Below are 24,887 nucleotides of genomic sequence, written 5' to 3'. Positions count from 1 at the left end.
TAGGTAATCTATTTATATTTCTCTCAAAATTTCCTAATTTAGTTGTTACGTATAAGCCAAATTTATCTTCAAGAATTGGCGGCACTCTAAATTTAAGAATATTGCCATCCCATTGAGATATTTGATTGCCACAGGTTTCATCTTTTGACCCTACTACAAATACGTTGCCTCTAGGTACACAAACTCTTATAGTACTTATTTTTAACCGAGCTATCTTCTTTTTTAAATGCTCTACATAACGCTTTTTATTATGAACTAAGAAACGAAGATGATTTAAATTTGTTTTTTTAAATTTTAATGAAGTGGACAAAGGCATTTTACAGCTAGTTCGGTAATTTTGCCAATTAGGTACCTTTTTCCCTTTTACTTTTTTAGTTTTAGCGTAAAATTTATTGGTTTGTTTAATTAGTTTTGTTTTACGTTTTAACCAAGTCTGTGCTGAAATTAATTTACCTTTATTGTGTTTTATATAGTCTTTTCTAGATTCAATTGCTGAACCTACTTGTCCTTGAGCGTCTGCTATTATTCCATTGGCGTGACGCTTTAAAAGTTGGTATTTATTTTGTAAGTAACTGTTCCATTTTGATTGGTCAAACTTTACTTGATTTAACCATTTCTTAAAGAGGGGACAATAATAACCTAGACAATTTATTAAATGATTTACTGTTTCACAAACTGCTTCTCTATAAATAGGCTCATAAGCTGTTAAAAACATCTCAAAACTAGTAAAGCCCAAAGTATTTAACTCGTTTATTGGTGTTGGCAATGCTTTGACATAACTTAGGGTATTAGATTTTTTTTTCACCATCATAAACAACCACTTAAGTATTAATATTATATCATTGCTCAAGCAAGTGAGGTACATTTTCTATTCCCTGTTCCCTCAATCCGTTAACCTGTGTACTTCAGTAGACTAAAAAACGCCATAGCATTTTTCGGACTCATGAGGTTGTACCTAACTCCAGCAAAGCTGCCTCCTGCCTCTGGGAGCCTCAAAAGGATAACCTTTGTACCTCACCAGTATGAGAATTGCTATATATCATTGCTAAACAATAGTTGGTCTATATTTTCTCTTTTAGCGCACTAAACGACTTATAATCAAGGGGAAAACACAGTAATTATGTCTCAATTATCCCTTTGTCCCTAATTGTCAACCAACTAAAACTTACCCATTATGACTATTTAGCTAATCAAATGAGCAAGTTTTAGCAGTAATGAGTAAATATTTTTCAACTGTATTTAGCCCCATATCTTGCAAAGGTATACCAATTTTTAAGCGTTGAGCATCAATTCTTTAACTCATTACTTCAAAACTTCAAGACTTCAAAACTTCTTACTCGTTACTCATTACTCCAAAACTCCAAAACCCATTACTCCAAAACTCCAAGACTTCAAGACTTCTTACTTCAAGACGTCTTACTCATTACTCATTACTCATTACTCATTACTTCAAAACTCACTATTCATCCACAACCAGTAACATTAGGTAAAGATGCAAGATCTGAGTTACGATGATTTCGGCAATTTAATAGTAAAAGTGCTTCCTTTGCCAATCTCACTGTGTACCTCCAGACTGCCATGATGAACTAAAGCTATTGCCAAGGCAATAGCCAACCCAAGTCCAGAACTACCTCGACTTTGAGAACGGGCTTTATCTACACGATAAAAGCGGTCAAAGATGTATTTTTGGTCTTTTTTAGCAATACCAATTCCCGTATCCTCAACAGTGATTATTACATCATTGGACTCTTTTACAATACTCAGTGTCACTTTTCCCCCCTTAGGGGTGTATTGAATAGCGTTATTAACTAAATTAGCAATCAAGCGATATAACTGTTGGCGATCGCCAAAGACTTGAGTTAGGGGAGATACTTTAATGTGAGAAATCAGCTCAATTTCTGAAGCCATTGCCAAAGCGGCTAAATCTTCTTCTATCTCAATAATTAGGTCAGTCAAAGCGACTTTTTCTTTTTTGTTATGAGAAATGTTACTATTTAACTCTCCATCAATACGACATAGAGTTAATAAATCTGCAACCAAGTAGGATAACCTTTTATTCTGTCTCAAAATACTTTTTAGAGTATCTTTGGCTTGATTCTCAGGGAGATTAGGCAGCATCAGAGAGGATTGAGTCATTGCTTGAATAGCTGCCAAAGGAGTTCTTAATTCATGGGCAGCATCAGCAGTAAACTGTTGCATCTGCTGATAAGATTGATAAATAGGGCGTATAGCTAACCCTGATAACCACCAACTCGTACCAGCTACCAATAACACCACTAGAGGAACTCCTAGCCAAAGTAAAAACCTGAGATTTTTAACATAGGTATCAAAATCTTGGAGACTTCTACCAACTTGAAGATAGCCCCAGTCTTCACCTGAGCGAGTATGCAATACATAAGAAATTTGTAGATAACTAATGCCTTCAGTATCGGTTAATGTTTCCCACTTTTGTTGACTAGAAACTTGAGGTACTTGTGGCTGTATGCCTGCTACTGCCAGTAAACCTTGAGACAAATCGAGTAGACGCAAATAATATTTATCTTGTTCAATTACTCCTACCCTAAAAGAGCGAAAGGGATTTGATTTATAGCACCTTGTTTGTACAATGCAAGTATTAGGTAATAATTCCTCTACTTCCGGCTCTATTTTTTCTGGTTCCTTGAGAATAGGTAAGAGACTATCGTGAAGAGTTCCTGCTACTGATTCTAATTCTTGGTTAATACTAATACGATAAGCTTGGATAATGGCCTCATAAAATCCCAAGCCAAAAATTAAGAGAACTATACTTAGTATTCCTGCATACCAGCTTGCTAATTGCCAGCGTGCTCGTGAAAAAAGTTTATTTGGTTTCACATTTAAAGTTTAGCTGAAAAAATTTTTAATTATGGTTGATGTTGGAAACGATAACCCAGTCCATACACAGTTTCTAACATTTTATCGCACCCATATTTAGTTAGTTTACGTCGTAGTAAACATACCTGTGCTGCCACTACATTACTAGCTGGTTCTGTGCCAAATTCCCATAGTTGTTCTAAAAGCTGGTCACTGGTTACAATTTGTTGAGGATGCTGCATAAAATACTCCAGTAGTTGAAATTCCTTTTTAGTCAGCAATACTTGTATTTCCCCTAATTCTTGCTGTAGCCAAAAAGTGTTTGTCTCATAATCTAAGCTAAGATTGCCCACCTGCAATCTTTTGGGTTGAAGTTGAGGAGAGCGCCTATGTAAAGCTCTCAATCGTGCTAACAGTTCTGGCATATCAAAAGGTTTAACTACATAATCATCTGCGCCTGCATCCAAACCAGCTATTTTATCCTCCATACTATCTTTTGCTGTCAGTATCAATATAGGCAATGGTTTTTGTTGTTGCCTAACTCGCTTGATTAAATCAAGTCCTGAGATTCCCGGCAATAGCCAATCAAAAATTCCCAGATGATATTCTTTGAGATTGAAGTAATCCCAAGCTTCAAGACCATCTAAGGCCCAATCCACAAGGTAATTGCTTTGATTGAGACTTTGCTTGATTGCTGCCCCTAAATCTGGTTCATCTTCAACTAGTAATATTTTCATACAAGACATTGATTTTATAGTTTTTTGAGGTTGCTTGGTGTGCGGCTCAACTTTTATCTTTCATTAAATCATGAATTTATTAAATAGGTGTAATTTTTAGTAATTTCATACTGATTTAATGTTCTTCTGTTAACTTTGATAACAGTTAAGACAAAATCATCCAGACTTACCCATGACTGAAAATTCGACAAATACTCAGGGAGAAATGTCAGATGACCAGGAGAAATTATACTCAGATCCTCTAAAGTCTGACACTGCTAAAAAAGAAATTTCATCTCTCAATTCAGTTACTCAAAAAGAACTGAGAGAAAATTCAGGTTCATTTAGCCCGGTAAAAGTCTTACTAGGTCTGGGAGTCTTCGCTTTGCTAACAGGAAATATTTTGGTTTTGACCAATCATCTAAAACCTTCTACCTCAATGGCAGGGATGGAAGGAATGGATCATAGCAATATGTCTCACGATGAGATGATGGCAGTGGATGGTTCATTTAATCCTAATCCAGTCAAGGTAGAAATAATCAAACCCCAGGTTTTAGAAGCCAGCGTTAGCTATACAGGGACAATTAAACCTTATGAAGAGATTATAGTTTATCCCCGTGTAGCAGGACAATTAACCAAATACTCTGTTTATCCAGGCGATCGCGTTACTGTAGAACAGCCAATAGCTGTTTTAGATGCTTCAGAATTGAGCATAGAGGTAGCTAGGGCAACAGCAGAAGTCAACAGAATGGAAACAGACTTAGAAATGAGCCAGATTGAGATAGAAGAACAAAAAAGCGCAATCGTGCAGATTGAAGCCGATTTAGACTATCTCAACCTCAAAAAAGACAGATTCGCAAGTCTGGTTCAAGAGGGAGTGATTTCTCAAGATGAGTTTGATGTTGTCAATAGTGAAGTCAAAAGTAAAGAAGCTAGTCTGAGACAATCACAAGTAAAATTAGCGCGACTAGAGGCACAGGTTAAGAGCGCTCAAGCTAACCTTGTTCAAAGTAAGGCTAATCTGGATACAGCTAAGGTTATAGAGGGGTACACAATTGTTAAGTCGCCAATTTCTGGGATTATACAACAACGTCATGTGGATCCTGGGGTAGTAGTTCAACCGACTATGGGTATTGTTACAATTGGTAACTACAATCAGGTACGCTTACAGGCTAATGTGGCACAAAGAGACGCTATGAATATTCGTATGGGATCTCCCGTAATTGCCATCATTCCTGATAGTGACATTCCACCCGTTCAAGGTAAAATTACCAGCATCTTTCCCCAAGCTAATAGTGAAACTCGGACGGTAACAGTAGAAGCAGTGATTGATAATCCTGAAGAACAACTACTTTCAGGAAAGTTTATCGAAATGAAAATTATCACCGTGAGTAAACCAAAGGCGATTACCATTCCTCAACAGGCAGTAGTGGAATTTCAAGAGCAACCCTCAGTTTGGGTGGTTGAAGGAGATACGGTAAAAATCAAACCTGTTACCTTGGGAATGTTAACAGGAGATAGAATAGAAGTCACAAGTGGTTTAGAATCAGGAGAAGCAGTAGTAATTTTAGGGCAATCTCGATTAGTAGAAAATGCTTCTGTCAGGGTAATTAACGAGTCCGAAGAATCTATAACTACAACTACTCAAAAATCTTCTCCTCAAGATCTGGAAATAAAATTAGTCAGTCCCAATCTTGAAAATGGCGTTCCTATGGGTGATGCTCAACTGATTATCGAAGTCTTTGATACCCAAGGTCAACCCTTGGATATCAAAGACTTAGAAATAACTGCCTCTATGCCTATGAAAAACATGGCACCAATGACGGCTCCCGTAGAAGTTCAACCAGATGAACAATTGGGTAGGTTCAAAGCCGAAACTTATCTCAACATGAAAGGAGATTGGATAATTACAGTGACAGTAAAAGACCAAAATCATCAAAACCAGCAAGAATTTAACATCGAAGTTAAATAGCAATTCAAAGATAGAAGAGTTTTTCAGACAAAATTTTATCTACCAACTAAAACAGATTACTATGAAAAGACTAATTCCTATAATACTTCCCTTAAGTTTGTTAGCTTTTGTTTCTAACCCAGTACAGAGTAACAGTAAAACTACTTCTTCTTCTCAAACTATTCAGGCTCAAAACAAGCAACAAAATACTGCTACAGTAAATTTAATCAGTCCCACAGCCCAAACAGAAATCCCCATGGGTGCAGTAGAGATAATTTTAGAAGTGGTAGACAGTAATGGCCAACCTGTAAAAGTAGAAAGTCTAGATGTCATTGCCTCTATGCCAATGGAAGGTATGGAAGACATGATGGGCAAGGTAGAAGTTATCCCCACAGAAGAACTAGGCCGTTTTCAAGCCAGTACCTATTTGGGAATGCAGGGAACCTGGTACATAATTGCGAATATCAAAGATCCTCAATATCAAGGTCAACAAGAGTTTACTTTTGAAGTGAAATAGTTCAATAAGATGAAAACCTTTTTCACTGGTTGGTCAATCCGTAATCCTGTAATTACCTTAGCTCTCTATATTGGGGTATTGATTCTGTCTGTTCTTACCCTAATAATTATTCCTGTGCGGATGATGCCTTATGTACAGAGTCCTCTAGTAGCAGTGATTACTAGAACTCCAGGTTCTTCGCCCATGGAGGTAGAAACCTATATAAGTAAACCCATAGAACAACGCATGACTGTTCTTGAGGGAGTGCGTTTTGTGCGTTCTAGTTCCCAGCAAGATTTATCGATCGTCACAATTCAATTTGCCTGGGGTGGAGACATCGATAAGGCGGTTCGAGATGTCCAAAGCGTGATGAAATCAGCAGAAGGAGATTTACCTTTAGATGGTATTAACACCCGTTCTTATTGGGTGCTACCCATCGATCCTCTCAATCGCCCTGTGCTTACTTTGGCCCTAAAGGCTGAGGGTTGGGATCTGGTAAAGTTAAGGGAGTTTGCCGATAATACTTTAGTGGACCGTTTGACGAATTTACAAGATGTTCAGTCTGTTTATATTACAGGAGGCTATCGCAGACAGCTACAGGTAAGAGTTGATCGCCAGAAGTTAGCAGCCTACGGACTGTCGATTCTTCAAGTACGAGATGCAATTGATAAAAATAATGTCAGCAAGGGGGCAGGAGTTCTCACGGAAGGAGACCAAGAGATATTAGTAAGAGCTGATGACCGCGCTCTGAATGCCTATGTAGTCGAAAATTATCCCATATTGGAAATGGGAGGGCAGATTGTTTATGTTAGGGATGTGGCAGAAGTGAAAGATACCTACGAAGAACGTCGTAGTGCCTATCGTTATAATGGGGAATCTGCTTTAGCAATTAATATCATTCAAAAACCTGATTCTAGTTCCCCCCAAGTAATTGCAAGAGTCAGAAAGGAACTAGAAAAAATTCAATCTCAGTATCTAGGTTTAGAGTTTGAAGAGGCTTATGATAACTCTTTTTTAGTAGAGTTGATTAAAGATAGTACTACCGGGGAATTGTTAATCAGTGTGGTACTAGCAGGGTTAGTAATTCTCTTATTTTTAGAGGATTTTCGGGCAACGGCGATCGTTATGATCTCCATCCCCACTACCCTTGCTCTTTCGATGCTACCCTTTGTTCCTTTTTCCATGTCTCTTAACTCCTCAACTTTGGTAGGAATGATGATGGCAATTGGTAAATTGGTGGATGACTCAATTATTGTCATTGATTCCATCGAACGCCAGCTTAAACAAGGGAAAACTCCCCGACAGGCAGCAATTCAGGGAACCGGAGAAGTATTTCTCGCTAGTGCTGCGGCAAGCTGTGTGATGATTGCCGCTTTGATTCCCACAGTTTTATCTGGAGGCTTGACGGGGTTGATGTTTCAGGGCTTAATCTTACCTATGGTGTTTGCCTTTATTGCTTCGTTGGTGGTTTCAATTACTTTGATTCCCCTCTTGGCCGCGTTTTTCCTTAAACCTATCGGACAGGGACGAGAAACCCCTCAGACATGGTTACAATGGTTGTTAACTCCTTTTCGTTTAGGTTTTCAGACATTAGAAACAGGTTACGGCAGGTTGTTAAATATCTGTCTGAAAAATCGGGAAATTACCCTGGCGATCGCCGCTGCCACTATTGTTTTAGCTTTTGCTCTCTATCCATTTATTCCTCAAGAAATGATGCCTCTAGGAGATTCCGGGCAATTTATGGCTACTATCGAATTAGAAGCAGGAGCATCTTTTAGTCAAACCGATAGAGTTGCACAACAGTTTGAAGCAATTTTACTTGAACAACCCGAAATTGAAAAAGTCTCTTCTAATGTGGGTTTTGAAATTACTCGCAACAGTACTTATTTTAGTGGTTACAGTATGGGGAGTGTCAATACAGCTTCAGCGATTGTCACTCTCAAGGATTTAAGCGATCGCCAACGGGATATTTGGCAAGTTATGGATGCAGTAGAGGAGAAAGCTCGTCTTAGCATTCCAGGGTTACGGCGTATTGCCCTTAAAGAAATGGGTGTAGATGTTATGGCAACTTCTGCGGCTCCGATTCAAATTGCCGTGTATGGAGAAGATTTAGATGTTCTTTATCCTTTGGCGGAGAACGTCTTAGCAATTGCTAAAGATACTCCTGGGTTGGTAATGGCCCATACCAGTTCTTCTTTGTCCCAACCTGAATATCAACTACAAATAGATCGTCGTCGCGCTCAAGAATTGGGCTTAAACATCGAAGCTGTAGCCGAACAAGCTAGTTACGCTCTCAAGGGCGGTTTTACTCGTACATACTACAATCGTCCCAATCTTAGACAAAATTCTATTTTAGTTCGCTATCTAGAAAGCGATCGCGGTTTTGGTCAGAATCTCGCCGCTACCTATATTACTACTCCCCAGGGACAACAAGTTCCCCTAAGCACCATTGCTACTTTAAAGAGGGACTATGGACCAACTTTAATCGAACACGTTAATGGGAAACGAGTAGTTTATGTCAATGGTTACTATCGTAAGTCTAGTCCCGCTTCCATGGATTTATCAATGGCAATAGCCATGCGTGCGGGAGCAGAATTAGATTTTCCTCCAGGTTATGGTTTGGATTCCATGGGAGATATGACCGATATGATGATTGAATTTGATCGCCTTCTCAAAGGTTTAATTGTTTCCATAGTTTTAATCTACCTAATTCTAGTAATTCAGTTTGGCTCATTCATTCAACCATTAGTAATGATGTTGTCTATTCCTTTGGAGTTAGTTGGCGTATTTGGCGCCTTATTACTGGCAAAACAAACTCTTTCCACTGTTTCAATTTTAGGAATCGTTATTCTCTCTGGTATTTCGGTTTCTGCGGCTATTCTGCTGCTAGAATTAATCCTCACTAAGCGCCAAGAAGGGATATCTAGAGCTGAGGCTATTCGTCAAGCAGGACCAGTACGACTCAAAGCTATTTTGATGACCACCATAACCACGATGATTGTGGTTGTGCGATTAGCTTTTTATCCCGAAACTGGTATGGATGCTTATTCTCCCATTGCCACAGTAATTTTGGGTGGCTTGACTGTTTCTACTCTGCTGACTTTGATTGTAATTCCTATCGTTTATACTTTTGTTGACGATATTATCCAGGGATTGGCTAGATTAAGGAGAAAAAGACGTTCTTCTCCTGGCTTTGTTTCTGAATGAATTACTTTAATTGGCGATCGCTAATTTCAACCTAATCTAAACCTTATATATATTAGGGGATTTTTTTATTTTTTGATAATTTTCTAAACTACGCTCAACTCAATACCCACAGTTACTGGTGTAGTGGAATGCGCGAATCCGCAAAAAGAATTCTTCCTAAGTAGGGGCGCAAGGCTTGCGCCCTTCTCGTGCCAAACTTGCGCCCTTTTCGTGCCAGGCTTACGCCCTTTTCGTGCCAAACTTGCGCCCTTTTCGTGCCAAACTTACCCCCTTTTCGTGCCAAACTTGCGCCCTTCTCGTGCCCGGCTTGCGCCCTTTTCGTGCCAAACTTGCGCCCTTTTCGTGCCAGGCTTGCGCCCTTTTCGTGCCAAACTTGCTCCCTTTTCGTGCCAAACTTGCGCCCTTCTCGTGCTTTGATATAAGTTACATTGAATCCCATACTAAGAAAAGTTAGTCGCCCAACCAATCAAAACTTTAAGAGTGCAAATACCAGAAAGCGAGGCACGAATTATGAGAAAAATATTGCTATGATTAACAACAAGAAACTAAACATAAGGTAATTCGTACTTTGTATTAACCTCTTGGCAAAAAAGGTGACTAGTGAGTAAATTTAAACTACTTTTAGAGAATCTAGAGAAAATAACTCCTGTTCAGTTTGATAGACTAGTGTCTATTCTGGAAGTAGATAAAAACCTTCTACCTTCTCAGAATACGGATCAAACTCGAAGAGCGATCGCCCTTCTGGAATTAGCTAAGACACCAGGAGGTATTGGACTAGATAAAGTCGAGGAAGTATTAGGAGAAATTAGTCAAAATGCTAACATTTATAATTCAGAATCATCTGAAAAAACCTCTAGCGTCTTGAGTAAGCCAATAATAAGTAAGTTAATTGGTTGGTCTCCTTTGGGTGGTAGTGCATTTTTTTTGGCTTCTTCATTAGCTAATCAAGAATGGTTGACTACAATAATTTGTTTTCCATTCACAGTATTATCTGTGTATTGGGCTTCGTATTCAGAGAGTTTTTTAACTAGATTTTCGGAAATTAGTGCCGCTAGGGGTAGAAAAGGTGCTGATTCTCTAATGGCATGGATAGACAAACTAGATAAAACAATTCAAGAAACCATCAAATGGCAACTAGCAGGAGTAGAAGACAAATATCTAAAATCCCAAGGAGACGCCTGTTATGATTACACCACAGAAGGTAAACCAAGTACATTTAAACCCCTGTTAAAAGATGTTTTTGTGCCCTTAGAATTAAGCGCTGATTTTATACAAAACAACTTGGGAGAAACAATTCCCAATCCTCGTGGCTATCAGTGGGATAAAAAGTTAGTAGAATTGATGAATCAACAAGACGGCTTAACTATTTGGGACATATTAAGAAAAGCACCATCTAATCCCGCCTATCGCAATTTAGCTATTTTGGCTTGGGGTGGTTATGGGAAAACTACTCTCCTGCGTTATGTTACTTATAGTTATGCCTTCGAGAAGAAATTACAAAAAGGTGTACCTAAATTACTTCCCGTGTTAATCCTCTTGCGCAATTGTCAAAAAGTGATTAGTGAAGAAAAACCAGATTTAGTAACCTTAATTGAAAAACATCATATCCCCTCACTACCAAAGGGCAAAGAATTGAAGTTTCCTCCTAACTGGGTAAAAAATAACCTAGATAAGGGCAAAATGTTAGTTATGTTTGACGGTTATGACGAAGTAAAAGAAGAATGGCGCACTGATTTAGGTAAATGGATAGAAAACACCATCAATGACTATTCCTCCAGTTACTTTATCTTAACCTCTCGTCCTGCTGGATATAAAAGTTATCAAGGAGAAACTCAACCCAATATTCTACGCCTAAAAGCTTTTAATCAACACCAAAGAGATAGATTTATCCATCAATGGTACTATAGTCGAGAACGCCATATTAGTGCTCAACCAGATAACCCATTAGTTAAACAAACTGCTGTACAAAAATCCGTCAATTTAATCGCACAACTAGAGGAAAGACCTGAATTAAATGACTTAGCGAAAAACCCTCTATTATTAAATATGATTGTGAATCTCCACAGCGTGGCAGTTTTCGACGAAAGTGATTTATCCCGTAAAATTCAGTTACCACAAAGAAGAAACCAACTATACAGAGAAATATTAAAATTACAATTAGGCGATCGCCCCACGGTGAAACAGATTGCTATGTGTTTAGAAGCAGATGCCGCTCAAAAAATACTGCAAAAACTAGCTTTATCGATGGTAGAGAATAATCGACCAGAAATAGCCGAAGATAGCTTAACAAATCAGTTAGAAAGGATTATAGACGAACTAGAAGCAAGTAAAGTTTTAGATGAATCTGTGGATATCAATCGATTCCTCGAACAAATGATTGAGGTAAGTGAATTACTAGTAAAAAAAGATGAATACTATGAATTTGCCCATCTCAGTTTCCAAGGTTATTTAGCTAGTAGAGAAATAATTGAAACTAAACAAGAAAATCTATTAATTGAGAATTGGGATAAGTCTTGGTGGCGAGAAACAATTTTACTATATTCAGCTCAAGTTAATCCTAATGATTTACTCAGAAAACTAATTGATATTAATACAAGAGATTCAGTTACTTTAGCTTTAAGATGTCTAGAGGAAACCCCAAAGAAAGTAGACGTTGATGTAAAAACACAATTAGAGAGTTTTGAATTAGATAGTCTCCAAGAAAACCTTGAGAGTGTTTTATTCTCTCAATTAGAAGAATATCTTAAAAATAAGCAATGGGAAGAAGCTGATCAAGAAACTAGTAAATTAATGCTTCAATTAGGAGATAAAGATGAAAAAGGCTATTTAAATTCAGATGACTGTAAAAACTTTCCTAAGGAGGAATTACAGACTATAGATAAACTTTGGTTAAAATACAGTGATAATAAATATGGCTTTTCTGTGCAAAAACAAATTTATTTAGAAAAAGGTGGTAAACTAAATAAATATGATTATGAAAGCTATAAAAAGATGGCGCAACAAGTCGGATGGTATACAGTAAACAAACAAAACAACTACAAAACAACACATTACGGATATTACCCATTGTGTGGGCAGGGTGGGTGTTGGGGGTGGTTTGGTGGGTGGGTGGAAGTGGGTGTTATCTCTTTTTTCTTCTCTAAACTATAGCATATAAAGGACTTAGACGATCCATAAACATTTATATAAATTTCATCTATACGATTTTATAGGGGTTTGAGGATTTCATTACCTGTTAGAGATATTCTTTGCACTATATACAAAACATAACTGTATTGGTAAAATCCAACGAATATCAACTCCTAAGCATGAAAAATAGTATTAAAATATACCAAAACCTCAAAGATAAAAGTAATTTAGACACACCAATCCCTTGTGATAATTTGTAACTCAGTAATAATTAGCAAGATATTCCTCAACATACTTAGGGTTATAGCAGTTAGCTAAAATAAATTTTTCTGCTACTTCCACTACTTCAGGGTTATTTTTTTGCCAGTATTGATAAAGTCGTTTAGCCTCTTCCTCAGCTTTTCGTTGCTTGTCAGTTTTCTTTCTCTTAGTTTTAGTTGCCTTGTTTCTACGAGTTAATTTAGGCAGTAAATTATTACCCCAATAAAATTTCTTGTGAGACTTTTCTGGTGGCTGATATTGATAACAAAACTTACGATACTTTCTAGCGCATTCTTCTAAATCTTCTCCCAAACTTAAAAAAGCCGGATGCCATGTAGTTAAACCATCATCTCCTAATCTTTCGTATACTCCATAATTGCTGAAATCATAGAAAAAACCTTTTTGCATTCCCGCAGTTTGGGGATTGGCATGAATATATCTAATAGTGTTTAAACCTCTTCTAATATCAGTATTAGGAAAAGAGGTTTGATGGTATCTTTTTTCCCAAAAATGTCCTGTACGATTTAACATTCGATTAAAGCACATCGCCGAATACCAATTGATATAGTGCATAATGTTCGGTATGTCTTCTCGCTTTTTCGGTTCAATTAAATAATGAATATGATTGGACATGATACAGAGACAATAAAGCTTAAAATCATACTTGATTATTGCTTTTTTGAGAATATAGAGAAATATTTGGCGGCTTTCTAAGCGAGTTAACCGAAATTCGCGGTTATTACAACGGGTAGTGATATGATAAGAATGGTTTGAGGTTAGGTGATTAAGCATTGGACTTGTGAAAATTTCTTTATGAGAAAGAATACAGGGAGATAAGTCAGATAGTATAACTGAAACAATGTATCGTCACAAATTAAACAGACTTGATCTTATCGGGAAATCCTGACATAATCTGGTGCGTTACGGGCTTCGCCCTAACACACCCTACTCATACTTTAAAACTCCAAAACTTCAAAACTTCAAAACTTCAAAACTTCAAAACTTCAAAACTTCAAAACTCAACCCCCACCTACCCTCACTTTAACGAAAGTTGTCACTCCGTCAGATTGTTGGGTTTCGTGACCTCAACCCAACCTACTGGTTGATGTGGTATAATGGGGATACAAATCCTTTTAGCCACCAAATAAATAAGTTTTTTCCTGAGCTAATGACAGTACATAAGTTCTGGTGCAAGCTCTGAGTTTAAGCTGGTTTTATCTTCTTCAAAAGCCGAAAGTAGTAGGGGCGCAAGGCTTGCGCCCTCTTGTGCCCTCATATATTATATCATGTCCGTTTAATTAGTTATGATAAAGTTCTACCTTCATACCTTCTTCCTTTCCTTCTGCCTCGGTGCCTCGGTGCCTCCTGCCTCACCTCATTTTTATTGTAAGTATTCACCCGAACTTGATATTATGCCTCTTCTTCAAAAGTCTAAAATAGCAAGGCTTGCGCCCTCTTGCGCCCTCATGTATTATGCCACTAAAACTTAATTCATTACAATTCATTAGCGCTACGAACTAAAATCACGGTAGAATCAACGCCGCGAGCTACAGTTTTAGCAATATTACCATGAATTGCTTGTTTTAATAGACCTTCGCGACTAGCGCCTAACATAACAACTTCAATATTATGGTGTTTAGCAACATCAATGATAGCTGTTGCTACGTTTTGAGAAACATAAGAAGTAGCTTTTACCCTAACCTGTAACTGTGCTTTGATTGAGTCTTGAACTTTTTCTAAAAAGGAAAATTTCTGGTGTTGATCCGGTTCTTCAAAAATCTGAGTTAGTAGAATAGAAGGTAAAAAACCAGTAGGGTAAATAGAGAGAAGACTAGGTAATAATTCAATTCCTCTGGCTACATTGGGACCTCCTGAAACTGGAATTAACCATTTATTATGAAGATATAGTTGATCAGGATAAACAAGTGTACCTAGTTTAACAATCATCAAGTCACAGGGAGCGTGAGTGATTAACTTATCAGTGAGAGTACTAAAAATACTATAAGAATTAGAAAGATTTCCCTGCCAGCCGACTAAAGTTAAATCAATGTTATTTTCGGTAATTACTTCAAGAATAGCCTCAGCAATATCTTGAGCTACACAAACCCGAGTATGTATGGGAATATCATATTTAAGTCCCCAGCTTTCTACTCGTTGCATTAAAGAGCGAGTTTGTTGATGATTGAAATTAGCTTCTGAAAAAGAGGTATGCTTAGGAAGGGGAATAACTTCTATACATTCAATTTCATATTCATAGTAAGATGCGATCGCTGCGGCAATTTTAAACAAAGATGGTGCCCTATCAGGATTAGCTAAAGGTAGCAGAATACGCCCCTTACCACGGCGATGGCTACGAGTTTGATAGATAGTCTGAATAGTACTTTGTCTACTAACTATAGGTCCTTTACCACTAATCCATTTAGCTTCAGCATTAATAATATCTGTGCGGGTAATAATTCCCATTAATTGATTGCGGGCAATCACTGGCAAACGAGAAAATTTATATTTATCAAATAAATAGAGAACATTTCCTAAATCTGTCTCAGGAGTAACACTAATAGGGCGAGGTGTCATTAAATTTTTAATAGGAGTATCAGGAGGAGTATCACCGAGGCGGCGCCAATCTCCTTTAGTAAAAATACCTACTAAGTTTTCCCCTTCTACTACGGGAAAACCATTATGTTCAGACACAGAAATAATTTTAATTACTTCTGCTAAACTGAGGTTACTATTTAAAACCTCAACATTTTTCTGCATGATACTCGCTGCCGTTAAACCCTTAAGAAAATAAGCACTATTACTTTGTTCTTTTAAAGGAATACCCATATTTTCCAAAAGTTTTTCATACACAGACCCCTTAGATATGGTTTCCGCTACAAAATAGGCGACACAACAAGCAACCATCAAAGGTAAAACCGCCTCATATTCTCCCGTCATTTCAAAAACAATGACTGTAGCGGTAACTGGCACTCTTACTACTGCTGTAAAAAAAGCTCCCATTCCAGCTAAAGTGTAAATATATTCTACGCCTGTGCCAAAAAAATGAAACTTGGTTAGAGCAACTAAATCTCCCAGACAACCCCCTAAAATTAAAGCGGGGGCAAATAAACCACCAGAAGCGCCGGAACTTGCGGCGATAATAGTTAGGAAAAAATAGGCCACAAAGGCTAAACTAGTAAAACCGAAATCTCCATCAGTAATAATTAAAAAATTGCGTAACTCAGTGCGATCAAGAAATAAATCTGGTAAAAAAGCGATGATTAGTCCTGAAATCATGCCCGCAAGACCGATACGCAAGGGAAGAGATAATTTTATCTTGTTATTAACCCACAAACTAAAATAAAGAGAACGGTTAAATATGCCTCCTAAAATCCCTGCAAGGAGACCCAATATTACATAAAAAATAATTTCTAATAATGTAAATTGATTTGGTAAGTTAACAGAAATCTCTTCAGAGATATTCAAAAGTACAGGTTCTCGTATATAATGAGACACAGCAGAACCTACAAAAGAAGCTAATATAGCTGTTTCTAAGGTTAAATTAGAAGCATCGCGCATCAATTCTTCAATTACAAATAAAACTCCTGCAATAGGAGTATTAAAACCCGCGGCTAATCCAGAGGCAGCCCCGGCAGCAATCATTTGACGTCTACGTTCTGGTGTTGTTGGTAACCAATCACTTAACTGGGCGGCTAAAGCAGCTCCTATTTGCACTGTGGGAGCGCGTCTACCAATCACAAAAGAGGAACCAATAATTAAAATCGTACTGATAATCTTAACTAGAGCACTTTTTAGGTTGAGAGTAACTTGAAATCCTGATAGAGCCGCTTTTACTTGGGGTATTCCTCCCCCCTTTGCTTCTGGTGCTACATACTGTATTAACCCTCCCACAATTACACCACAAATAAGTCCCATAACTGGTAAAACAACTATAGAACCATAGGTAATTGATGCTTGTACGCGATATCCTCCTAACCAGCCAATTCCTTCTTTGAGTAACAAAGCCGCTAAAGCTGATAAAATTCCAATTAAGCAAGCTTCAATCAGGGTGTAGGCGGTAGTAAGAGAGTCACGGGCGAGAATCTCTGAGAATAAGATTTTTTTTAGGCTTTTTGTTTTCCAAGGCCAAAACATAATTATTTATAATAAGTTTGAGGACTAAATAAGAGCGGTGCAAGTGCTATAAAGGTTTACTCCCCACTGGCAACGGGCACCAAGACAACAAAAGATACACACATACGTTTGGGCCTTAGTTATGGTTTTTTGATCATCTTTTATTCTTACATACAAAAGCAACTATCAGTATGCTCATGGCGATCAAGTATGAATAAGTTTTTTAGTTATACTTGAATTTACAGAATATATTTTAGTTTTAAATCTCGAAAAAAAAGTTGGCTGTGCGATCGCCTTTAGCATTAATTCTTTTACTCATTACTCATTACTAAAATAAAAAGCTAGTTGAGGAACTCAGGGATATTGCAAAAAAGCTTTAAAACCTCACTCAGGTTCAACAACAAACAAGCCAATTTAGCCGCAAGACATGCGGGAACAGCAAGGCACGCCTATAATTGGGGCCTAGCTATTACCCTTGAAGCTTTGTCTAATAAAACAAAGATGCCTTCAGCTATAGATTTACACAAGAAGCTAGTCGCCGAGGTTAAATCTGCCAATTCTTGGTATTACGAAGTCAGTAAATGCTCTCCTCAACAAGCTTTAAGGGATTTAAGGGTGGCTTGGGATAGGTGCTTTAAAAAAATAAGTAAACAACCCAAGTTTAAGAAAAAAGGCCACAAAGATTCTTTTTATCTAGAGGGCAACATTAAGATCTCTGGAAACCGGATCAAAATACCTAAGTTTGGTTGGGTTACTTGTGACGAGATACTCCCGACAACTATCCCCTTAAACGTAACAATATCTAAACGAGCTAATCGGTGGTTTATTTCTTTCCGTTACGAGGTAGAGGAAATAGCTACCCCTAAATCAAGAAAAAAGATAGGTGTGGATCTTGGCATTAACTCATTGGCTACATGCTCTGACGGCACTGTTTACCCTAATCCAAAAGCCTATAGGAGGTTTAAGAAGAAACTAGCTAGACTCCAAAGAAGCGTAAGCCGCAAAGTTAAGGGAAGCAATAACCGTAAAAAAGCAGTGGCTAAATTAGGTAAGCTTCATAAACGCATAAGTGACATTAGAAAAGACTGTACTCACAAGCTCACTAGCAGTTTAGCCAAAAACAATGAGGAAATCATTATTGAAAACCTCAACGTCTCTGGAATGCTCAAAAACCATAAATTAGCTAGTGCTATAGCTGACTGTGGCTTTTATGAGTTTAGGAGGCAACTAGAATATAAAACTCAATGGTACGGTTCAAAACTAACAGTAGTTGACCAAAAAAAATAAGGTTACAAGCCCACTCCTTTAGGGGTGAAAGAAAAAAACTATATTCTTTGTTTCAAGCCCATGACTTTAGGCATGGGTATTTCCGAATTCCGAATTCCGAATTCCGAATTCCTTTGACCGATTTTACCCATCTAGTCAACTGTGTTCTAGTTGCGGTAATCGCCAAAAGATGCCTTTAAAAGAGAGAGTGTATGATTGCCATGTCTGTGAAAACCAAATAGACAGGGATTTAAACGCCGCGCTCAATCTAGAAAAGTGGTATCCAGAAATTAGTTATTCAAATGATACCCCTAGCTCCGGGGGAATTAACGCCTGTGAAGAAGCAAAACCCCCTGATAGTCAATCTATCGGTGCGTCAACGAAGCAGGAAGTAAACTTCAAACCCAAACAGCTAAGCTTTTTAGACTTGCTTGAGTAAGTTTGAGTAAGATTTACAGAGCGGAATGGCAGATCCCTGGCTAAGTTCCACAGTTATAGAAACTTTTGCTCAAAATAATCATAACTTAGAATTTAGAAAACTACCAGAAGCTAAGCATTATCCCCAAGAACATTGGTGTTCAGATATCACTCCTAAGATTATCAATTTTCTGAAGCGCGAGTCTCTCTGACTTTCTTACATTAATAATGTTTTGGCGAAAATACCAAACCGAGTAAAATATCAATAACAGACAAATAAATGTAACTTAGAGCACAAATATTGAGTAATGAAGACTATATTAGCAGGAGATATCGGCGGAACGAAAACAATACTAAGATTAGTTGAAGTGGAAGAAACTAATCTTAGAGGCAAAATACCTGCTTTAGCGGTTAAATTTGAAGAAAGTTATGCTAGTCAAGCATATCCTGATTTAGTTCCTATTGTTGAAGAATTTCTAAAATCCACAGAAATCAAAACTAAGGTAGATAGAGCTTGTTTTGGTATAGCAGGACCTGTAGTAAATAATACCTCTAAACTAACTAATCTTAGTTGGGATTTAAACAATTATCGCCTCGAACAAGAATTAGATATTCAGCAAGTTAGATTAATCAATGATTTTGAAGCCATTGGTTATGGAGTTTTGGGTTTAAACTCAGAAGATTTATACAGTCTACAACCTATGCCTGTAGACCCAGAAGCGCCAATAGCAGTTATTGGCGCAGGTACAGGTTTAGGAGAAGGATTTCTAACTCCTATAGGGAATGGTCGTTATCGAGTTTTTGGCAGTGAAGGTTCTCATGCTGATTTCCCGGCAAGAAATAGTTTAGAAGTTAAACTGCTTAATTACCTACAGGAGAAATATAATATCAACCGAGTTTCTGTAGAAAGAGTTGTATCAGGTCAAGGAATTGTGGCAATATATCAGTTTTTGCGGGATCAAAATCCTCAACAGGAATCCTTAGAATTAAAACAGATATATGAAAATTGGGAAAGTGAACAGGATAAAGATACCCAAACTTTAGATTTAGCAGCAGAAATTTCTATAGCTGCCCATAATAAAACAGATTCTCTGTGCCATCAAACCATGAAAATATTTATGGAAGCTTACGGCGCAGAAGCGGGTAATTTGGCGATTAAACTATTACCTTATGGCGGGTTGTATATTGCTGGAGGAATTGTTACTAAAAATATATCTTTACTCAAAGAGGGGGATTTTCTAGAAGCATTTCACCGCAAAGGACGTTTAACACCATTGATGAAAAAAATACCCGTATATGCAGTACTAAACCCAAAAGTAGGCTTAATTGGTGCCTCTGTATGTGCAGCGCAAATTTAAGAAAATTAACATAAATACAGAAAAAGAGGAGTAATTAATCAAAATCATGGAAATAAAGAGCGAAAACGTCAAAGTTAAACACCAAGAGCTTTTAATTGATGCCTATTTAGCTTACCCGGCAACTACCGGAACATATCCAGGAGTAGTTGTAGTTCAAGAAATTTTTGGAGTAAATGACCATATAAAAGACGTTACCCGCAGAATCGCAGCACAAGGTTATGTGGCGATCGCCCCTGCTATCTATCAAAGAATTGCCCCAGGTTTTGCCACTGGATACACCCCAGAAGATATTCAAATCGGTAGAGAATACAAAAATCAAACCGTCGCCTCTCAACTCAAAGGCGATATTCAAGCAACTATCGACTACCTCTACAGTCTACCTTCAGTGAAAAAAACTGGTGTTGGTACTATTGGTTTCTGTTTCGGTGGTCATGTTACCTACTTAGTCGCAACTTTACCAGAAATTAAAGCTACTGCTTCTTTTTATGGCGCAGGAATTGCTAATTGGACACCCGGTGAAGGAGAACCAACTATTACTCAAACTAAAGATATCTCCGGTATTATTTACACCTTTTTTGGTTTAGATGATGCTTCTATCCCTGTAACTCAAGTTGATGCCATAGAAGCAGAATTAACTAAACACAATATTCCTCATCAAGTTTTCCGCTATCCCGGTGCAGACCATGGTTTTTTCTGTGACCAACGTGCTAGTTATAATCCTGAAGCGGCCCAAGATGCCTGGAACCAAGTTCTACAATTGTATCGAGAAAAACTTTAGGGAAATAATATTATATTTCAATTTCCGCGGTTTCACTCACTAAATTGGACCAAGCTTGAGCCTTTTGTTTCTCCTGAGAGACTAAACTAGAAAAATAGGGACAATTCTGTTCACAATCATGACGATGGGGAAAGGATTGTTCTTGATTAGCTTTTGCTTCTAACCATTGAGTTAATTTTTCTAGTAAGTGAGTTAATTCTGCTTTTGTTTGTTGATGTTGAGAATCACTGTAACGAAAAGTTAAAGATTGGGGTTTATTTGGTAATTTCACAAACCAATAAGTTAAAGAAATTTGTTCAGGTAAATAAGTAGAGGTTTCAGCTAAAACATATAAATATAGGCGTGTCTGCCAATTTTTCGCCAGTTTTTGTGCTTTTGCTGGTTTTAAATAGGTTTTCCAGTCTATTATCTCTGCTTTTTCCTGAGTGATTATTAATAAGTCATAAATAACTGTTAGTAAGTAGTTAGAGAAACTAAGAGTGCGACAATGTTCAGCATCTCGCCAACTATCAAGTTTGTCGTCAAAAAGTTGCGGCGCTGTTTCTATCAAAGCCTGAAGCGATCGCTTCATTTCTGGATCTTGAGCTAATATTGACTCAATAGGTAAATTCAACTCTCGCTGCTGCATTAATAAATGAAAACGACTTCCCCAATTCTGATTTGACTCTGCTTCTGGAGTAGTCGGTAACTTTAACTGTTGTAAATAAGTTTTTTCAAACAGGGGAGGACAAGTAGCCAACAAGTTAAGTTGTCCTTGGGAAATACGAATCAAAGAATTCTCTATCATTTTATTTTAATCCTAACAAGTTCAGGTCTACAAAAGAGGTATAAGGATCATTATGTGTGCTTTTAATTAGTTTTCGATAAACTTGTTCTATTAAAGATTTAGCATTGCTTCCGTTTTGAGGTATTTGACTATAACCACCTGCTATAAAATTTTGGCCTTTGAGAAAATCGAATCTATTGTAAGTCTTATGAATCTCCTCAACTATTTTATTAGATATTTTAGCCGTTTCCGAATGCAATATATTTTTGAGTACTACTATTTCTAAAGATTCAAAAGAAAGAATAAATTCATGATAATCTCTGCTAGTTTTACTAATAATTAACTGATACAGTCTCAAAATTTTTTTATAGTTTGTTGGTGAAACAGTTTTTAATTTTTGTAAATCATAAAAGATAAAAATACAAGAAACAATCCCATTTTTACTCCTGATAATTTCTAGTTCTTTATCTAGGAGTAAGTAAAGCATCATAGTATTTTCCAAATATATTCTACTGTTAAGATGATAATTATCTTTATGTTCAGAATCGGATGTTTTTATTGTAAATTCTTGATCAGTATCGGTATTAGTATTTTTTTCTAAAGTAGTTTCTGGCGCATTTAATCTAATTTCATAAATTATGGTAGTCCCTTCGGGAAAAACTATTTCATCTCCAGATTTCAATTCGTGCATTAAACAACATTCACCATTAACAGTTAATCCATTAGTACTGATGATCCCTTCTTCATTGCCATCAATTATCCAAAAAGAATAGTCACCGTTTTCTCTTGATTTAATTCTGAGAATTGTTGCATGAAAACGAGAAATAAGTTTTGATTTAATTACCCAAGAATTAGAAGAATGTCTACCAATAGAGAAAGAATTATCTCCTAAAAGAACCATTTGTTCTTCTAGACCTTTTTTAATAATAAGAGTGTGTTGAATCTCAGAAATATTCATGATTTTACCGATCCTTTCTCTATGGTTTATGCAAACTTCGATAAATTTACCATTAAAACAAATTTTTTTATTATTTGCTTACTTATTTTATTGATATAGCGCTACTTGATACGGGAAAAGGCACAAGTAGACTATTACTAGGTTCCATAATTTAAAAATGTCAAACACCTTTTCATGTTTATTGCTATAGATCTTAAATAATACCAAATCTGGTTTATATAGACTCATATCTTACACTAGTCTCATATCTTCCACCAGAACTTATGTACTAATTTTTAAGGAAAAATGTTCTTTATGGTTAATTCTCTATAATCTTTGTATCCTAGGGGTTTAACATCAATTCTCTTACTCATTACTCAACCACAACCAGTAACTTTTGATAAAGATGCAAGATCTGAGCTAGTACTTTTGTCCTAAATCAGCTTGGGAAAAAGTTTATTTATTTAGTGGCTAAAAAGATTTGTGCCATCTAAGAGTAAGTATAAATACTGAAAAATCATTCTAAATTCTTCATTCTAATTTCTTCTATATTCCAAAAAGCGCCTCCTAGGGGGGAGTATTCAATATTTTCAAACTTATTACGTACAGCACTCAAAGACAAGGGATTAACTAAATAAATAAAAGGTAAATAATCTACCGCTAACTGCTGAGTTTCTGCATAAATAGCTTTTCGTTTCTCAAAGTCTGTTTCTCTAGCACCTTCTATATAGAGTTGACCAATTTTTTCTTCCCACTCAGATACTCGATGACCAGTAATTGAGTTATTTTCTCCACGAGGTTGTTGATTAAAAAAATGTAAATTTCCATCAGGAAACCAAACATTGGCACCAAAATGGGGTTCGTTGCCACCACCTAAACCAATCAAAATACATTCCCATTCCAAAGAATTTTGTAACTGATTGACCATCACCGTAAAAGCTAAAGGGCTAAAATCTACCTGAATCCCAACTTTTCCTAAATCTTCTTGAATTTGAGCTCCCATCGCTTCTCTAACTTGATTACCCGCATTAGTCACCAGGGTAAACTGAACACGATTACCTTGAGAATCGAACAATTTTTCATCTTTGTCATAACTAAAACCTGCCTCTTCTAGTAGTTGTTTAGCTTTTTTAATATCATACTCATAAGTTTTTAAACTTTTATCGTAGTAGGGAGACTGCACAGAAATGGGTGAATTTTGTAGAGACCCAATCCCTCGATATATAGTATTAATCATTTTCTCACGATTAATGGCATAGGCAACAGCACGCCGAAATTTAACATTATTAAACCACCTAGATTTAATGGGATTTACTAAAGGTTCACCATCTCTACTACCTTGATTTAAGTTAAAACTGATAAAAGTTGTTCCATAGGCAGGTCCTCCATTGTAGATAGTAAAATTTCCTCTTTTTTCTTCTTTTTTGAGTAGAGAAAAATACTGGGGAGAAACAGATAGAGAATCTAAACTACCAGAACGAAACTGCAAAAAAGCTGTATCTGTAGATTCTACTATTTGCCAAACTACTTTTTTTATGTAGGGTAAATCTTGTTTAGTTACTTGTTTTTTCCAATAATTAGGATTATCTTGGAAAATAATTCTTTGACTAGTTTGATAATTGGCTAATTGATAGGGACCATTAACTACTAGTTTTTCTGGAGGGGTATCAATTCCCCAAAAGGACATAAATTTTAGAGTACCATCAGCTTCTTTTTCTGTTAAAGTTGGTGCTATGATATGAGCAGGTAAAATTGGTAAACCTGTAGCCGCTAGAAAGGGAGCAAATGGTTCTGGGATAGTAAATTGAACGTGGTTTTGATCAATTTTAGTTACTACTGGTAAAGCTTTATCTTTGCCAATGGTTAAACTGTCTCTAGCACTAGCGGGAATATTTTCGTTAAGATATAGCTGATTGTAGGTAAAGATTACGTCATCTACCGTTAGAGGTTGACCATCTGACCATTTCAAGTTATCTCGTAGTTTAAAAGTTAATTGAAGATTATCGGGAGAAAATTCCCAACTTTCTGCTAAGGCTGGTTCTATTTCTGCTGTAATCGGGTTTTGTTTTACTAAGCCATCGAAAGTCAGGGGAAAAATATTGGGAGATTCTACTGATAATACCGGGTTAAAGGTTTTGGGATCGCTCAAAATTGGCTCTACTAATTGGGGAATTGATTGGGATTGAGTTGCTAAAAAATTTACCTGACACCCAGTTAGTAAGATAGTCAGAGAAATAATTAATAAAATTCTACTTATTTTAAACATTGTCAACTAATATATAACAAAACTAAAGATATTGTTCATGGGGACTCAATACTGCTCGGATAAGAACTCCAGTGATTTTGAAAAGAGCAAGTAGGGTGACAAGAGAACGAAGCTTCAAAAAATGGGTTTTGGGCTTTCTCCCGGAGCTGCTTTAACCATAAAACTTTCTGTTAACCAACCAGTATTGAAATGACACTCATGCTTTGAGGTAAGAGGTAAAAGCAAGGTTATCCGTACTATAAATTTACCATAACTTAGATCTTGCACCAGTGCAATTGTACTAAATAGGCCAACAGGCGAGAATCAATTTTTAAGCGTTGAGCATTAATTCTTTAACTCATTACTTCAAAACTAATTACTTCAAAACTCAACCACCACAAGTAACTTTGGATAA

17 protein-coding genes are annotated in these 24,887 nt (G+C 36.8%); 9 read left to right on the top strand and 8 right to left on the bottom strand.

What is annotated here, in order from left to right; all coding sequences use genetic code 11:
• From MW688_RS20835 to rppA, 3 genes are all read right to left on the bottom strand, one after another.
• A partial coding sequence (locus tag MW688_RS20835) for a hypothetical protein (protein WP_486737932.1) occupies positions 1 to 850 on the bottom strand: 850 nt, incomplete at its 3' end.
• 656 nt (positions 851 to 1,506) lie between these two features.
• The gene (gene rppB / locus MW688_RS20830; protein ID WP_486737931.1) at positions 1,507 to 2,853 is read right to left on the bottom strand and encodes a two-component system sensor histidine kinase RppB; all 1,347 of its coding nucleotides are present in this window, start codon (positions 2,851 to 2,853) and stop codon (positions 1,507 to 1,509) included.
• 29 nt (positions 2,854 to 2,882) lie between these two features.
• Complete coding sequence (rppA, locus tag MW688_RS20825; RefSeq protein WP_486737930.1) at positions 2,883 to 3,569, bottom strand: two-component system response regulator RppA; 687 nt, start codon at positions 3,567 to 3,569, stop codon at positions 2,883 to 2,885.
• Positions 3,570 to 3,741: 172 nt separating this feature from the next.
• Between rppA and MW688_RS20820 the strand changes: the two genes are divergently transcribed.
• From MW688_RS20820 to MW688_RS20805, 4 genes are all read left to right on the top strand, one after another.
• The gene (locus MW688_RS20820) at positions 3,742 to 5,520 is read left to right on the top strand and encodes an efflux RND transporter periplasmic adaptor subunit (protein ID WP_486737929.1); all 1,779 of its coding nucleotides are present in this window, start codon (positions 3,742 to 3,744) and stop codon (positions 5,518 to 5,520) included.
• A gap of 61 nt (positions 5,521 to 5,581) precedes the next feature.
• Entirely contained in the window at positions 5,582 to 6,016 is a 435-nt protein-coding gene (locus MW688_RS20815; protein ID WP_486737928.1) for a FixH family protein, read from the top strand.
• 9 nt (positions 6,017 to 6,025) lie between these two features.
• Positions 6,026 to 9,202 (top strand): efflux RND transporter permease subunit, encoded by a 3,177-nt coding sequence (locus MW688_RS20810; protein WP_486737927.1) that lies wholly within the window; start codon positions 6,026 to 6,028, stop codon positions 9,200 to 9,202.
• A gap of 600 nt (positions 9,203 to 9,802) precedes the next feature.
• Complete coding sequence (locus MW688_RS20805; RefSeq protein ID WP_486737926.1) at positions 9,803 to 12,352, top strand: GUN4 domain-containing protein; 2,550 nt, start codon at positions 9,803 to 9,805, stop codon at positions 12,350 to 12,352.
• Between the two features lie 240 nt (positions 12,353 to 12,592).
• On the opposite strand, the gene MW688_RS20800 is transcribed toward MW688_RS20805, so the two are convergent.
• Together MW688_RS20800 and MW688_RS20795 are read right to left on the bottom strand one after the other, a co-directional pair.
• Positions 12,593 to 13,384: a transposase gene (locus tag MW688_RS20800; RefSeq protein WP_486737925.1), complete on the bottom strand. Its 792-nt coding sequence runs from the start codon at positions 13,382 to 13,384 to the stop codon at positions 12,593 to 12,595.
• A 702-nt stretch (positions 13,385 to 14,086) separates the two neighbouring features.
• Positions 14,087 to 16,726 (bottom strand): chloride channel protein, encoded by a 2,640-nt coding sequence (locus tag MW688_RS20795; protein WP_486737924.1) that lies wholly within the window; start codon positions 16,724 to 16,726, stop codon positions 14,087 to 14,089.
• Positions 16,727 to 17,068: 342 nt separating this feature from the next.
• Between MW688_RS20795 and MW688_RS20790 the strand changes: the two genes are divergently transcribed.
• From MW688_RS20790 to MW688_RS20770, 5 genes are all read left to right on the top strand, one after another.
• Entirely contained in the window at positions 17,069 to 17,992 is a 924-nt protein-coding gene (locus tag MW688_RS20790; RefSeq protein WP_486737923.1) for an RNA-guided endonuclease InsQ/TnpB family protein, read from the top strand.
• A 100-nt stretch (positions 17,993 to 18,092) separates the two neighbouring features.
• A complete protein-coding gene (locus tag MW688_RS20785) occupies positions 18,093 to 18,410 on the top strand; it encodes a zinc ribbon domain-containing protein (RefSeq protein ID WP_486737934.1) in 318 nt (105 codons plus the stop codon).
• Between the two features lie 25 nt (positions 18,411 to 18,435).
• Complete coding sequence (locus MW688_RS20780; protein ID WP_486737922.1) at positions 18,436 to 18,600, top strand: hypothetical protein; 165 nt, start codon at positions 18,436 to 18,438, stop codon at positions 18,598 to 18,600.
• A gap of 96 nt (positions 18,601 to 18,696) precedes the next feature.
• Positions 18,697 to 19,746 (top strand): glucokinase, encoded by a 1,050-nt coding sequence (locus tag MW688_RS20775; RefSeq protein ID WP_486737921.1) that lies wholly within the window; start codon positions 18,697 to 18,699, stop codon positions 19,744 to 19,746.
• A gap of 46 nt (positions 19,747 to 19,792) precedes the next feature.
• Positions 19,793 to 20,524, top strand: coding sequence for a dienelactone hydrolase family protein (locus tag MW688_RS20770; protein WP_486737920.1), 732 nt, complete (start codon positions 19,793 to 19,795; stop codon positions 20,522 to 20,524).
• A gap of 10 nt (positions 20,525 to 20,534) precedes the next feature.
• Here MW688_RS20770 and MW688_RS20765 read toward each other — a convergent pair whose 3' ends face one another.
• The 3 genes from MW688_RS20765 to MW688_RS20755 form a co-directional block, all read right to left on the bottom strand.
• On the bottom strand, positions 20,535 to 21,311 hold the full coding sequence (locus tag MW688_RS20765) for a PD-(D/E)XK nuclease family protein (RefSeq protein WP_486737919.1): 777 nt from the start codon (positions 21,309 to 21,311) through the stop codon (positions 20,535 to 20,537).
• A 1-nt stretch (position 21,312) separates the two neighbouring features.
• A complete protein-coding gene (locus MW688_RS20760) occupies positions 21,313 to 22,248 on the bottom strand; it encodes an FHA domain-containing protein (protein ID WP_486737918.1) in 936 nt (311 codons plus the stop codon).
• 496 nt (positions 22,249 to 22,744) lie between these two features.
• Positions 22,745 to 24,493: an ABC transporter substrate-binding protein gene (locus MW688_RS20755; protein ID WP_486737917.1), complete on the bottom strand. Its 1,749-nt coding sequence runs from the start codon at positions 24,491 to 24,493 to the stop codon at positions 22,745 to 22,747.
• Positions 24,494 to 24,887 lie beyond the last annotated feature (394 nt).

The sequence above is a fragment of the Johannesbaptistia floridana genome (genome assembly GCF_057440575.1).
This window is presented reverse-complemented; position numbering and strand designations above follow the sequence as displayed.